The sequence below is a fragment of the Enterococcus sp. DIV0421 genome, from assembly GCF_051713745.1.
Classification (GTDB): domain Bacteria; phylum Bacillota; class Bacilli; order Lactobacillales; family Enterococcaceae; genus Enterococcus_D; species Enterococcus_D casseliflavus.
In genome coordinates, this window is the sequence record NZ_JBIOQM010000001.1 from 20,444 (window position 1) to 32,958 (window position 12,515).

Below are 12,515 nucleotides of genomic sequence, written 5' to 3' on the forward strand. Positions count from 1 at the left end.
CAAACATAAAAATATCCTCCAAATCTTACTAAGAGTGAAGCAAGCATCAAATGGCCTCAGCCTATTTTTAACGCCCACAACAATTTAAACCACCTAGAAGTGAAATACAAGCTTTTTAGAAATACTTTTTGAAAAAAAAGGATGAATGTTCGTCATTTGCGAACATTCATCCTTATAAGTACTGAAAAAAACGGGATTTACTAATAAATTACGGCAAGATGTTCCCTGCTGCTTTATACACCTCATACCATTCATGGCGGGTCAATACGATCGAAGATGCTTGCGCGATTTCTTCGATCCGATGTGGGGTCATCGTTCCAGCAATCACTTGCATGTTTGCAGGGTGACGTAAGATCCACGCAGAAGCAATACCTGTTGGTGTCGTTTGATACTTGTCCGCTAGTTCGGTCAATTTTTCGTTCAACTCTGGGAATTTCTCGTTACCGATAAAGACACCTTCGAAGAAACCATATTGATACGGAGACCAAGCTTGGATCGTCATCTCATGCAAGCGAGAATATTCAAGAATTTCTCCATCATGATCGACACTACCAGCATCCGTCATGTTGACATGAATTCCTTGATCGATCATTCCCGTATGCATGATCCCGAATTGCAGCTGATTCGCTACTAAAGGTTGGGAAACATATTTTTTCAATAGCTCGATTTGACCAGGTTTTTGATTGCTGACACCGAAGTATTTCACTTTGCCGTCTTTTTCTAATTGATCAAAGGCAGCTGCCACTTCTTCTGGTTCAAACAAAGTATCAGGACGATGCAGCAATAGCGCATCCAAATGATCGGTTTTCAATCGTTGCAAACTGCCTTCCACAGAAGAGATAATATGCTCTTTCGAAAAATCAAACATTTCACCAGGAACGATGCCACATTTTGATTGAATGAACAACTCTTCTCTTTTGGCATCCGTTTTTGCTAATGCTTCCGCAAAAATCGTTTCACACTCCCCGCGTCCATAGATATCGGCATGGTCAAAAAAGGTAATGTCATTTTCAATCGCAGTCGTCAAGACCTTCACAGGATCTTTGGCATTGTTGATTCGCATCAAGCCTAAAATCACGCTAGATACTTCTAAATCAGTGGGACCGAATTTAATTTTTTTCACGTAAAGTTCCTCCTTATTTAAGCTACACTCCTATTTTAGCACAACAAGATGAAAACGCTATACCAACGTCAAAAAAACCTCCCATAAAACGAAAACCACCAGCACAACCGATCGGTTCTACTGGCAGTCCTCCTTTACTTTCAATTTGCATTACGCATTGAAACGTTCTTTACTTCATCGCCTTTGATGAGTTGCTATAGTGTAAGGCTTTGTCACCAATGTCATTTCGATAAAACAAACCCGACAAAGGCAATTTATTGATTGCTTCATAGACGTTCTTTTGGGCAGTAGCTAAATCCTCAGCTGAAGCTTCCACAAGAAAAACACGACCACCAGCTGCCGTCAAATCGCCTTGATCAGCAGTCTCCTCCACTCCTGCATAAAAGAATTGCGTTCCTTCTCCTTCTGGGCTTGGGACAGGCATTCCTTGCTGATACTTGCCTGGATATCCTTGAGAGGCAATCACGACACCGATCGAAGCCGATTGATTCCATTGGATCGTAGGTACTTGGTCCTGTAAGAGATCATCAATGATCTGGGCTAGACTGCTTTCTAAGCGACTTAGCACGACTTGTGTTTCTGGATCGCCAAAACGCGCATTGAATTCGATGACTTTCGGTCCATCATTGGTAGCAATCAGACCTGCATAGAGAATCCCCGTAAACGGTGTATTGTTGCGAATCATCCCTTTCGCTGCAGGAAGTAAAACTTCTGCTACCGCTTGATCGACCATTTCTTGCGGAATCTGCGGTACCGGCGTATAAGCCCCCATACCTCCTGTATTCGGACCTAAATCGCCATCGAAGGCACGTTTATGGTCTTGGGCAATGACCATTGGATAGACGGCTTCGCCCTTCACAAATGCCAATAGCGAAAACTCTTCTCCAGCCAAAAACTCTTCGATCACCACTTTTGCACCACTTTCATCGAAAGCATTTTGCTCTAGCATCGCTTCGACAGCCGCATTCGCCTCATCAACGGTTTCAGCGACGACTACGCCTTTGCCCGCAGCTAAGCCATCCGCTTTGATAACGATTGGTGCACCTTTAAGCTGGATATATGCTTTTGCTTGCGCACTATCTGTAAAACTTTGGTAGTCTGCTGTCGGAATCTGATTGTCCCGCATCAATTCTTTGGCAAACTCTTTTGATCCTTCGATCATCGCTGCTTGTCGATTGGGGCCAAAAATTTCCAAGCCCGCCCCCTGAAAATCATCTACGATGCCATTTAGCAACGGAACTTCCGGACCAACGAAGGTCCAATCAACCTCCTGCTCTTGAGCAAAAGCAATTAGACTTTCATGATCGGACTCTTCAATTGCGACTGTCTTGATCCCGTCTTTTCGCATACCGGGATTACCCTTCGCACAAAAGACTGTTTCCACTTGAGGATCCTGCAGAAACTTTTTTGCGACGGCATGCTCTCTACCGCCACTACCAATAACAAGTATTTTCATCGTCTTCTCCTATTTCTTAGTGTTTAAAATGACGAACACCAGTAAAGACCATCGCCACACCGTATTTATCTGCCATGTCGATCGACTCTTGATCTTTGATACTGCCACCAGGTTGAATAATCGCTTTGATTCCTTGTTGCGCTGCATATTCAACACTGTCATCCATTGGGAAAAAGGCGTCGCTTGCCAGCACTGAACCGGCCAATTTATTGTTTTCACGGGCTTGTTCGACGGCGATTTTCACCGAACCCACGCGGTTCATTTGACCAGCGCCGATCCCGACGGTTTGCTGTTGATTGGCTAAAACGATGGCATTAGATTTCACGTGTTTCACCGCTTTCCAAGCAAATGCCAAAGCTGCGATTTCTTCTGGTGTCGGCTTTCTCTTTGTCACCACGGTCCAATCTTCTGGTGTTTCCATTTGATCATCTGGTTCTTGCACCAATAAGCCCCCAAGGACAGAGACAACTTCTGGCTGTTTGGCTGCTTTTTCGAAATCAACAACCAGCAGGCGCAGATTTTTTTTCTTCGTTAAGATTTCTAGTGCTTCTTCTTCAAATGCAGGTGCAATGATGATCTCAAGAAAAATTCGCTGCAGTTGCTCCGCAGTTGCCACATCAACTGGACGATTCAAAACAATGATCCCGCCAAAAATCGACACTGGGTCTGCTTCGTAAGCTTCTTGGAAAGCTTCAGCAATCGTTTCTCCACTTCCGATCCCACAGGGATTCATGTGCTTGAGGGCTACTGCAGTTGGCTCTGTAAATTCTTCTGCGATCCGCAAGGCAGCGTCAGCATCTTTAATGTTGTTGTAAGACAATTCTTTGCCGTGGATTTGTTTTGCGCTGGCAATCGAATATGGCACGGGTAATGCGTCTTGATAGAAGGAAGCTTTCTGATGACTATTTTCACCATAACGCAATGTTTGTTTCAAAACATAGGTTTTCGTCAAGGTCTCTGTTTCTGTTTCAGCCACCGCTTTGGTCAAGTATTCACCAATCAAGGCATCGTAAGCTGCGGTATGGCGGAAGACTTTGGCAGCTAATTTCTTTCTTGATGCCAACGTCGTATTGCCTTCCTTCAGCTCAGTTAAAACCCAGTCGTAATCCTTGGGATCAACGACAACAGTTACTGAGGCATGATTTTTCGCCGCAGAACGCAGCATACTTGGTCCGCCGATGTCGATATTTTCGATTGCGTCGGCTTCTGTGACGTCAAGCTTACTGATGGTTTCTTTAAATGGATAAAGATTGACGACAACAAGGTCGATCGGTAAAATGCCATGCTCAGCCATTGCCTCCATATGAGAAGGCAGATCACGCCGTCCTAACAGACCACCATGCACCCGTGGATGTAGCGTCTTGACCCTACCATCCATCATTTCAGGAAATTCTGTGACCGCTTCGATGCCGATCGGTTGAAGCCCCGCTTGTTCCAAGGCCATTTTTGTCCCGCCAGTTGAGATAATCTCAAATCCTAAATTGGTCAATTCTTGGACAAATGGTACGAGTCCTTCTTTGTCAGACACACTGATTAATGCACGTTTATTCACGATTCGATAGCCCCTTTTCCACGATTTCAGCTAAAACAGCTGGATAGATTTGATGTTCTACTTGATGAATTTTTTCTGTCACATTTGCTAATGTATCGTCGGTGTCGATCCGAACGATTTCTTGGGCAATGATTGGCCCTGTGTCAATGCCGGCATCGACATAATGAACCGTCACTCCCGTCACTTTCACGCCGTAAGCGAAGGCATCGGCGATCCCAGATTTACCTGGGAAACTCGGCAACAAGGAGGGATGGATATTGATGACTCTGCCTTCATAAGCGGATAATAGAGTGTTGCCGATGATTCGCATATACCCTGCTAAAACAATAAAATCGATGGCATGATCCTGCAATTCTTCGATCAATTTATTTTCAAAGGCTGCTTTTGATGCAAATGCCGCTGGCTCTATGACAAGCGTTTCATAGTCTCTCGCGCGGGCTTTTTCTATTACTGGCGCTGTAGGTTTATCGGAAAAGACCAACCCGATCTGCGCTCCTTTGATTTTATTTGCTTGGATCGCATCGGCGATTGCTGTAAAATTGCTGCCCGTTCCAGAAGCAAAGACGGCGATCCTCATCGGACTGCCTCTTTGAAGCAAACGGCTTCGTTGTTACGTTTGGTCACTTTACCGATCCGGTATGCTTGTTCTTCATTGGCGGATAGAAGTGCCATCACAGCCGCAACATTTTCTGGCGCAACGGCTAAGACCATACCGATACCCATATTGAAAATCTCGAACATTTCTTGATGAGGAATCGCGCCATGAGTAGCGATCATATCAAATATTGGCAACTGCGGCCAAGTGTCTAAGGCGATTTCTGCCGCAAGTCCTTCAGGCAGCATCCGTGGAATATTTTCAACAAAGCCGCCACCTGTGATATGAGAAATTCCAGCTAACAATCCTTCTGTCAATAAAGGTTTCAGTGCATCAACGTAAATTCTCGTTGGCGTCAATAAACTTTCTGCAAGCGTTTGGTTGCCAAGTTCCGCAAACGTTTCTGCTCCTGTATAGCCATGCTGTTCAAAAAAGATTTTTCTGACTAAAGAGTACCCATTGGAATGAATGCCTGAAGAAGGCAAACCAATCAGCTCATCGCCCTCTTTGATGGTTTCTCCAGTGATCAACCGACTTTTTTCGACGATCCCTACGGCGAAACCAGCAAGATCATATTCTTCCGGCTGATACATCCCCGGCATTTCAGCGGTTTCTCCACCAATCAGGGCAGCCCCCGCTTGCACACAGCCCTCTGCGACACCAGCAATGATTTGTTCGATCTTTGCCGGATCGTTTTTACCAACTGCAACATAGTCAAGGAAGTAGATAGGTTCTGCCCCTTGAGCGACGATATCATTCACGCACATCGCGACGCAATCAATGCCGATCGTTGTGTGCTGTTCTTGTTGGATCGCCAACAAAAGCTTGGTTCCTACACCATCAGTCCCAGAAACGAGTACCGGTTCTTTCAATTGGTACGATGATAAGTCAAAACAGCCGCCAAAGCCCCCGATTGCCCCCATCACGCCTAGTCGTTCTGTTCGTTTCACATGCTTTTTGATCCGTTCGACTACTTCATAACCGGCTTCGACATCGACACCGGCTTTTGCATATGCATTTGCCACGTTCGTTCCTCCTCAATCATTCATCCGCTTTTCTTCATTCAGCTCATTCGTCGTTAACGCAAGTAAACCAGCGGTCCTTCACTGCTTCGTTTGAAAAGCCATTTTTGCCTACAATTTATTCAGCTAAAGACGCGAGATAGTTTTCTTCATAATCATACAAAGGGGTTGGATAATCGCCATTGAAATAGGCCATACACAATCCTGAGTAAGGTGCGTCGAAATCTAAACCGATCGCTTCGATCAACCCGTCTTCACTTAAAAAGGCCAAAGAATCTGCTTCGATTTTTTCACAAATCTCAGCTTCCGTATATTTGGCTGCGATCAATTCTTTTCTTGTTTGAATGTCGATCCCGTAAAAACACGGATAGCGCAAAGGTGGCGAACCGATACGCACATGAACTTCTTTGGCACCTGCTTCTTTTAGCAGTTGCACGATACGGCGGCTGGTGGTTCCTCGGACGATCGAATCGTCGACTAGAATCACTCGTTTGCCTTCGACTACGCCACGAACAGCTGAGAGCTTCATTCGCACGCCTTGCTCTCTTAACTCCTGTGTCGGTTGAATAAACGTTCGTGCAATGTATTGATTTTTTACTAAGCCCAATTCATAAGGAATACCTGAAGCTTCTGCGTACCCGCTGGCAGCAGATAAGGATGAATTCGGTACACCAATGACCATATCCGCTTCGATCGGCGCCTCTTTTGCCAAGCGACGGCCCATATTTTTACGGGCACGATGAACATTGACGCCAGCGATGTTGGAATCAGGACGGGCAAAATAAATAAACTCCATCGAACAAATCGCCGGTTGTACTTCTTGGGTATACTGCTCGATTTGAATGCCTGCATCATCAATGATCACGACTTCGCCCGGTCGGACATCACGAATAAATTCCGCACCGATGACTTCCAACGCACAGGTTTCTGAAGCCACCACATAAGCACCATTGACCATTTTCCCGATTGACAATGGCCGAAAGCCATTGGGGTCTAGTGCTGCGATCATGGCATTTTCCGTCAGTAAAAGGTACGCAAATCCACCTTTAACTTGATTTAATGCCTCCTTGACCCGATCCATAAAAAGCGGTTCTTCGCTGCGACGGATCAAGTGCATGAGAATCTCTGTATCGGAATTCGAGTGGAAAATCGCACCAGCCTCTTCTAATGATTTCCGTAGACTTTTCGCATTCGTCAAGTTGCCGTTATGAGCTAAGCCAATCTGCTGATCAAAAAATTTGAATAAAAATGGTTGAATATTATCAACGCTACCATTACCAGCAGTTGCGTAACGAACGTGACCAATGGCAGCATCTCCTGTCAGACGCTGGAGGACACGTTCATCCGAAAACACTTCCGCTAGCAAACCTAAATCACGGTGACCATTGAGTTTTCCCGCATCATTCGTGACGATCCCAGCACCTTCTTGGCCGCGATGTTGCAAACTGTGTAGTCCGAAGTAGGTGACACGAGCGGCATCTGGATGACCCCAAACACCAAAAACCCCACATTCCTCGTTGAGGCTCTTTACTTCATTAAACATGGAATGGCTTCCTCCCATTTCAATTTCGCCTCAGTAAGGGGCATCTCGATCGTATCATCTTGTGCTTGCATGCGAATCTGGCCATCAGCAGTCACTTCCCCGATCGCTATTGCAGCAGCACCTACCAGTGCTTCAAAAGCTGCTTGCTTATCAGGTGCGACTGAAAGCACAAAACGGGATTGGGTTTCTGAAAACAATTGTGCTGCTGGCAATGACACGGTCACATTTAGACCAAAGCCCTTGTCAAAAGCGGATTCGGCTAAAGCGATCGCTAAACCACCTTCGGCACAGTCGTGGGCACTTTGAACAAGACCTGCTTGGATCGCTGCGGTAACCAAATGTTGGTTCGTTTTTTCTGTTTCAAGATCAAAGGACATTAAACGCCCAGCGATCTTTCCTGTCTGCAGTTTTTGCAATTCAGACCCATTGAAATCAGCATGGGTTTCCCCTAGGACATAGATCACATCCCCTGCTGCTTGGAAATGCTGCGTCGTGATATGCGCCAGCTCTTCGATCAATCCGACCATCCCAATTACAGGCGTTGGATAGACCGATTGTCCGTCCGTTTCGTTGTATAAGGAGACGTTCCCAGAGATTACTGGTGTCTCTAGTACACGACAAGCTTCTGAGATCCCGTCAGCAGCCGTAGATAACTCCCAGAATCCTTCTGGTTTATCTGGCGAGCCGAAGTTAAGGCAGTCAGTGATCGCCAATGGACGCCCACCGGAAGCGACGATATTTCGAGCAGCTTCTGCAACTGCGATCTGTCCGCCGACTTCAGGATCTAAGTAAAGGTAACGAGCATTACAGTCAGTCGTCATCGCCAAGGCTTTATTGGTTCCCTTGATTCGTAAAACGGCCGCATCACTGCCGGGTCCTACCACGGTATTGGTACGAACTTGCGAATCGTAGGTTTCAAAAATCGAGCGTTTCGAAGCGATCGTCGGCTGCTGCAGCAGATCCGCAAATACAGACGTTGCTGAATGAATCACTGGAACAAAGTCCGGTGTTTCCTTAAACACTTTGATCCGTGCTGGTTCTGCCATCTCTTTGTAGTAAGTCGGTGCATCTTCAGCTAAAGCATCCACTGGTAAATTAGCGACTTTCTGTCCATGATGGAACAAACGATAGTTGCCATCATCCGTCACTTCACCGATCACGACTGCTTCTAGATCGTATTTCTTAAAGAGAGCTTCCACTTCAGCTTCATGCCCTTTTTTGACACAGATCAGCATCCGCTCTTGGGATTCTGACAACATCATTTCATAAGGCGTCATATTGGTTTCTCGTTGTGGAACATCATCTAATGTTAAGCGCAAACCTGATCCGGATTTTGATGCCATCTCGGCACTAGAAGAAACCAATCCAGCAGCACCCATATCTTGAATTCCGACTAAAATGTCCGAATGATCCACGATCAATTCCAAACAAGCTTCCAACAAAAGTTTTTCCATAAAAGGATCACCGACTTGTACGGCGGAACGTTGTTGTTCTTCTCCTTCGACAAATTCTTCCGATGCAAAAGTCGCCCCATGTATCCCGTCGCGTCCTGTTTTTGCGCCGACATACATGATGGTGTTCCCAACACCTTTGGCCTGCCCTTTTTGAATATCCTTGTGGGCAATGATCCCTACACACATGGCATTGACTAACGGATTGCCTTCATAACAAGGATCAAATGCCACTTCACCACCGACGGTCGGAATCCCGATACAGTTGCCATAGCCACTGATCCCAGCAACGACTTCTTCCAAAAGATATTTCGTTCTTGGATTATCTAACTCACCAAATCGTAAGGAGTCTAAAACAGCAATCGGTCTTGCTCCCATACTAAAGATGTCGCGGATGATCCCACCAACACCAGTTGCTGCTCCTTCATAAGGTTCCACCGCAGAAGGATGATTATGGCTTTCCGCTTTAAATACGACAGCTAGATCATCGCCGATATCCACGATGCCCGCACCTTCTCCCGGACCTTGCAGTACTTGCGGCCCATCTGTCGGGAATTTCCGCAAAACAGGTTTGGAATTTTTGTAAGAACAATGTTCACTCCACATCACTGAAAAGAGTCCAGTTTCGGTATAGTTTGGTAAACGTCCCAAAATATCTTCTGAGATCATCCGATATTCTTCTTGGGTCAATCCCCATTGCTCGTATAATTTCGTATCTTTGATTTCTTGTGGTGTAGGTTCTTTTACGATCATTTTATCCATTTACCGGCACCTTCCCAAAATTTTTCAATAATGAAGCAAAAAACTTCTTGCCATCTTCTGAGCCTAATAAACTTTCCATCGCTCGTTCTGGATGAGGCATCATGCCTAGGACATTGCCTGCTTTGTTGCAGATACCAGCGATATTGTGTAGACTGCCGTTGACGTTATCTTCATAACGGAAAACGATTTGATTGTTGGCAACCAATTCCTGATAAGTCGTTTCATCACAATAATAATTGCCCTCACCATGAGCGACAGGAAGCGTAATGACTTGATCCGTTTCATATTCAGAAGTAAAAGCTGTTCGATTATTCACTTGCAGACGGACCGGCTTGCAAATAAAATGCAATGATTCATTTCTTTGTAAAACCCCTGGTAACAAGCCCGCTTCCGTTAAAATTTGAAACCCATTGCAGGTACCAAAGACAGGTTTGCCTTCATTTGCCAAACGAATGACCTCTGACATGATCGTAGAAAAACGGGCAATCGCTCCGCATCTTAAGTAATCACCATAAGAAAATCCTCCTGGAAGCAAAACACCGTCAAAACCGGCTAAGCTTTCTGCATCATGGCGCACATATTCTGCTTCTGCCCCCATGATATCTTTGATTGCCCACATCAAATCAACATCACAATTTGATCCAGGAAAGACGATCACTGCAAATTTCATAGGGCTGCTTCCTCCATTTGAACTATTTCATAACGGTAGGTTTCCATATTGACGTTTGCTAAAAGTTTGTCACAGATCGCTTCAATCTCCTCTGCTACTGCTGCTTGTGTTTGATTGTTGGAAGGTGTCACTTTGATTTCAAAGTATTTCCCGATGCGAATATCACTGACATCTTGATATCCTAAGCGATGAACAGCTCCTTTGACGGCTTCTCCTTGAGGGTCCAAAACAGATTCCTTATAAGTGACGTAAACTTTGACTAAATACATGTTGAATTCTCCTTTTCTAAACGATTTAAAACTTCTTCATAAACAGGAACGATGTCCCCTAAATCACGACGATAGACATCTTTATCAAGATGTTCATTTGTACCCATATCCCATAAGCGGCAAGTATCTGGTGAGATCTCATCAGCCAGGAGCAACTCGCCCTTCTTGGTTTTGCCGATCTCGATTTTAAAATCGATCAGTTGAATCTGGATACTTGCAAAGATTTCCAGTAACGCAGCGTTGACTTGTAGCGCCAGTTTTTTGATCTGGTCCAGTTCCTCTTTTGTAGCAAGACCCAGATAGAACACATGATCGTCATTGATAAACGGATCATCTAAGCGATCCTCTTTGTAGTAAAACTCCACGATCGGCTTTGGCAGTTTGGTTCCTTCTTCGATGCCCAAGCGCTTTGAAAAACTACCAGCAGCCGTATTGCGAACAACGACTTCTAAAGGAATCATGGTGACAGCTCGAATTAATTGTTCGTGTTTAGACACTAATTGAAGAAAGTGACTTGGGACATTTTTATCAGCTAAACGCTGAAAAAGATGCGCAGTGATCTGATTGTTTAGGGCACCCTTCCCTGCGACTGCATCTTTCTTTAAACCGTTCAGCGCAGTTGCTTGGTCCAGATAAAGGACTCTCAACACATCTTCTTCGTTGGTTTTAAACAATTTCTTGGCTTTTCCTTCATAAAGAAGCACTTCTGATTCCATATTCCACCTCAGTTAAGTATTATTTTTCACATAGCGATGACACACATCTTTATTTGTTTATTATTCTAACAACGCTGAAAAAGCGGGTCAACGATTATCTGTACATTTACACATTAATAAACACGAATGTTCGCCTTTTATCCCGTCAAGTAAGTTTACCTCTCCCGTTTGACTGGCGAAGGGTTTTATAAAGCGTTTACAACATTCTATTTTCATGCTATATTTAGGTCGTATTGTAGCTACATTCAAGGAGGAGTACTATATGTGGTCGCTAAAGAATCGTGCTGAACTTTTTTTAGCTCATCTAACAGACAAAGAAAAACAACATCTCCATAACGAATTATTGGCCGTGCAGCAAATCCTTTCCATTAACCAACAAACGAGTTTCTATGTATTCAGTCCCTTCAAAAAAGGGGCACGTCCTCACTATGCAGAAGAACAAAAAAGAGTTCTACAATTTCAAAATGGCCGCAATGACGAATTGATCATTCACCAGATACATCGTCAAAGCTTATTTAAACATACGTATTCTTTCCGTATTTATTTTAATTTAGAAGAAATGGACTTTTCTTTTTTAGACGATCTTTTGCATCTTTTGAAGGAACAAAGCCAGACACCAACGTTTAAATTGAGTCCAGCGGCAAATTGACTGAGTATCCTTCGATAAAAAAAGGTAAAATAAACAAAAGCCCGTAATTTTTCGGGCTTTTTTTGTTATACTATTTTCAGACAACAGAAAGGATACGATTATGCTATTTACGAAACAATCATTTGATGCTTTTTCTTTAGAAACGTTAGACGATCGAATGGAAAAAATCCGTGCCGAGATTCAGCCGATTTTTCAAACGATCGGTGAGGCAGCGATCCCAATAATTGAAGAAAGCTGCCAAGAGCCTTTTTATTTGCATATTGCTCAGCACCGGCGCAGAACCGTCTACCCTCCTGCCGAAACCTGGGCAGGGATCGGTCCGAACAAACGAGGCTATAAAATGGATGCCCACTTTCAGATTGGGATCAATCAAGCGTATGTCTTTGTTTGGCTCAGCGTGATCGACCAACCGAAAAATCAGGCAACGATTGCTCAATCCTGGTTGGACCAAAAAGAATTATTCGATCAATTACCAGCTGACTTTACGCTTTCTCCTGATCACACAAAATACGACCACCACCCTATCGCCATGTGGCCAACCTATCTGGAACGATTGAAGAAAGTCAAAAAAAGCGAGCTTCAAATTGGAAAGATTTTTCCGAAAGAAATGATCGAAGACGTTGAGATGGCGGATATTTTAGCAGTTTATCAAACACTGTTGCCGCTTTATCATGCCCGTATGACGGCTCTGAAGGAGGAACAATAAT

At 44.5% G+C, this 12,515-nt stretch carries 12 protein-coding genes; 2 read left to right on the forward strand and 10 right to left on the reverse strand.

Annotated elements, in window-relative coordinates; translation table 11 throughout:
- Nucleotides 1-208: 208 nt before the first annotated feature.
- The 10 genes from IGI96_RS00080 to purC all read right to left on the reverse strand — a co-directional run bounded on the left by IGI96_RS00080 (nucleotide 209) and on the right by purC (nucleotide 11,159).
- Nucleotides 209-1,123: an aldo/keto reductase gene (locus IGI96_RS00080; RefSeq protein WP_016611032.1), complete on the reverse strand. Its 915-nt coding sequence runs from the start codon at nucleotides 1,121-1,123 to the stop codon at nucleotides 209-211.
- Between the two features lie 169 nt (nucleotides 1,124-1,292).
- Nucleotides 1,293-2,579, reverse strand: a complete 1,287-nt coding sequence (gene purD, locus IGI96_RS00085; protein ID WP_101698949.1) for a phosphoribosylamine--glycine ligase — start codon at nucleotides 2,577-2,579, stop codon at nucleotides 1,293-1,295.
- Nucleotides 2,580-2,595: 16 nt separating this feature from the next.
- Nucleotides 2,596-4,131 carry a bifunctional phosphoribosylaminoimidazolecarboxamide formyltransferase/IMP cyclohydrolase gene (gene purH, locus IGI96_RS00090; RefSeq protein ID WP_101698948.1) on the reverse strand — a complete coding sequence of 512 codons (1,536 nt, stop codon included), beginning with the start codon at nucleotides 4,129-4,131 and terminating at the stop codon, nucleotides 2,596-2,598.
- On the reverse strand, nucleotides 4,124-4,708 hold the full coding sequence (gene purN, locus IGI96_RS00095) for a phosphoribosylglycinamide formyltransferase (RefSeq protein ID WP_086317291.1): 585 nt from the start codon (nucleotides 4,706-4,708) through the stop codon (nucleotides 4,124-4,126). The genes purH and purN overlap by 8 nt, the downstream gene beginning before the upstream one ends.
- On the reverse strand, nucleotides 4,705-5,751 hold the full coding sequence (gene purM / locus IGI96_RS00100; protein ID WP_005236392.1) for a phosphoribosylformylglycinamidine cyclo-ligase: 1,047 nt from the start codon (nucleotides 5,749-5,751) through the stop codon (nucleotides 4,705-4,707). The genes purN and purM overlap by 4 nt, the downstream gene beginning before the upstream one ends.
- Before the next feature lie 115 nt (nucleotides 5,752-5,866).
- The gene (purF, locus tag IGI96_RS00105) at nucleotides 5,867-7,291 is read right to left on the reverse strand and encodes an amidophosphoribosyltransferase (protein ID WP_016613330.1); all 1,425 of its coding nucleotides are present in this window, start codon (nucleotides 7,289-7,291) and stop codon (nucleotides 5,867-5,869) included.
- Nucleotides 7,276-9,504 carry a phosphoribosylformylglycinamidine synthase subunit PurL gene (purL, locus tag IGI96_RS00110; protein ID WP_176462024.1) on the reverse strand — a complete coding sequence of 743 codons (2,229 nt, stop codon included), beginning with the start codon at nucleotides 9,502-9,504 and terminating at the stop codon, nucleotides 7,276-7,278. Before purL ends, purF begins: the two co-directional genes overlap by 16 nt.
- On the reverse strand, nucleotides 9,497-10,174 hold the full coding sequence (gene purQ / locus IGI96_RS00115; protein ID WP_016613328.1) for a phosphoribosylformylglycinamidine synthase subunit PurQ: 678 nt from the start codon (nucleotides 10,172-10,174) through the stop codon (nucleotides 9,497-9,499). The genes purL and purQ overlap by 8 nt, the downstream gene beginning before the upstream one ends.
- Nucleotides 10,171-10,443, reverse strand: a complete 273-nt coding sequence (gene purS, locus IGI96_RS00120; protein WP_005230018.1) for a phosphoribosylformylglycinamidine synthase subunit PurS — start codon at nucleotides 10,441-10,443, stop codon at nucleotides 10,171-10,173. The genes purQ and purS overlap by 4 nt, the downstream gene beginning before the upstream one ends.
- On the reverse strand, nucleotides 10,434-11,159 hold the full coding sequence (gene purC / locus IGI96_RS00125; RefSeq protein ID WP_086372828.1) for a phosphoribosylaminoimidazolesuccinocarboxamide synthase: 726 nt from the start codon (nucleotides 11,157-11,159) through the stop codon (nucleotides 10,434-10,436). The genes purS and purC overlap by 10 nt, the downstream gene beginning before the upstream one ends.
- 214 nt (nucleotides 11,160-11,373) lie before the next feature.
- On the opposite strand from purC, the gene IGI96_RS00130 reads away from it, so the two are divergent.
- Together IGI96_RS00130 and IGI96_RS00135 are read left to right on the forward strand one after the other, a co-directional pair.
- Complete coding sequence (locus IGI96_RS00130; RefSeq protein WP_333493926.1) at nucleotides 11,374-11,808, forward strand: hypothetical protein; 435 nt, start codon at nucleotides 11,374-11,376, stop codon at nucleotides 11,806-11,808.
- 100 nt (nucleotides 11,809-11,908) lie between these two features.
- The gene (locus IGI96_RS00135; protein WP_270288039.1) at nucleotides 11,909-12,514 is read left to right on the forward strand and encodes a DUF1054 domain-containing protein; all 606 of its coding nucleotides are present in this window, start codon (nucleotides 11,909-11,911) and stop codon (nucleotides 12,512-12,514) included.
- The last annotated feature ends 1 nt before the right edge of the window (nucleotide 12,515 follow it).

What these genes read in the sequence shown, in the direction of transcription:
- purQ (WP_016613328.1), bottom strand. Translation starts at nt 10,174, where the DNA reads ATGAAATTTGCAGTGATCGTCTTTCCTGGATCAAATTGTGATGTTGAT.
- purF (WP_016613330.1), bottom strand. Translation starts at nt 7,291, where the DNA reads ATGTTTAATGAAGTAAAGAGCCTCAACGAGGAATGTGGGGTTTTTGGT.
- IGI96_RS00130 (WP_333493926.1), top strand. Translation starts at nt 11,374, where the DNA reads ATGCTATATTTAGGTCGTATTGTAGCTACATTCAAGGAGGAGTACTAT.
- purC (WP_086372828.1), bottom strand. Translation starts at nt 11,159, where the DNA reads ATGGAATCAGAAGTGCTTCTTTATGAAGGAAAAGCCAAGAAATTGTTT.
- purN (WP_086317291.1), bottom strand. Translation starts at nt 4,708, where the DNA reads ATGAGGATCGCCGTCTTTGCTTCTGGAACGGGCAGCAATTTTACAGCA.
- purL (WP_176462024.1), bottom strand. Translation starts at nt 9,504, where the DNA reads ATGGATAAAATGATCGTAAAAGAACCTACACCACAAGAAATCAAAGAT.
- purS (WP_005230018.1), bottom strand. Translation starts at nt 10,443, where the DNA reads ATGTATTTAGTCAAAGTTTACGTCACTTATAAGGAATCTGTTTTGGAC.
- IGI96_RS00135 (WP_270288039.1), top strand. Translation starts at nt 11,909, where the DNA reads ATGCTATTTACGAAACAATCATTTGATGCTTTTTCTTTAGAAACGTTA.
- purD (WP_101698949.1), bottom strand. Translation starts at nt 2,579, where the DNA reads ATGAAAATACTTGTTATTGGTAGTGGCGGTAGAGAGCATGCCGTCGCA.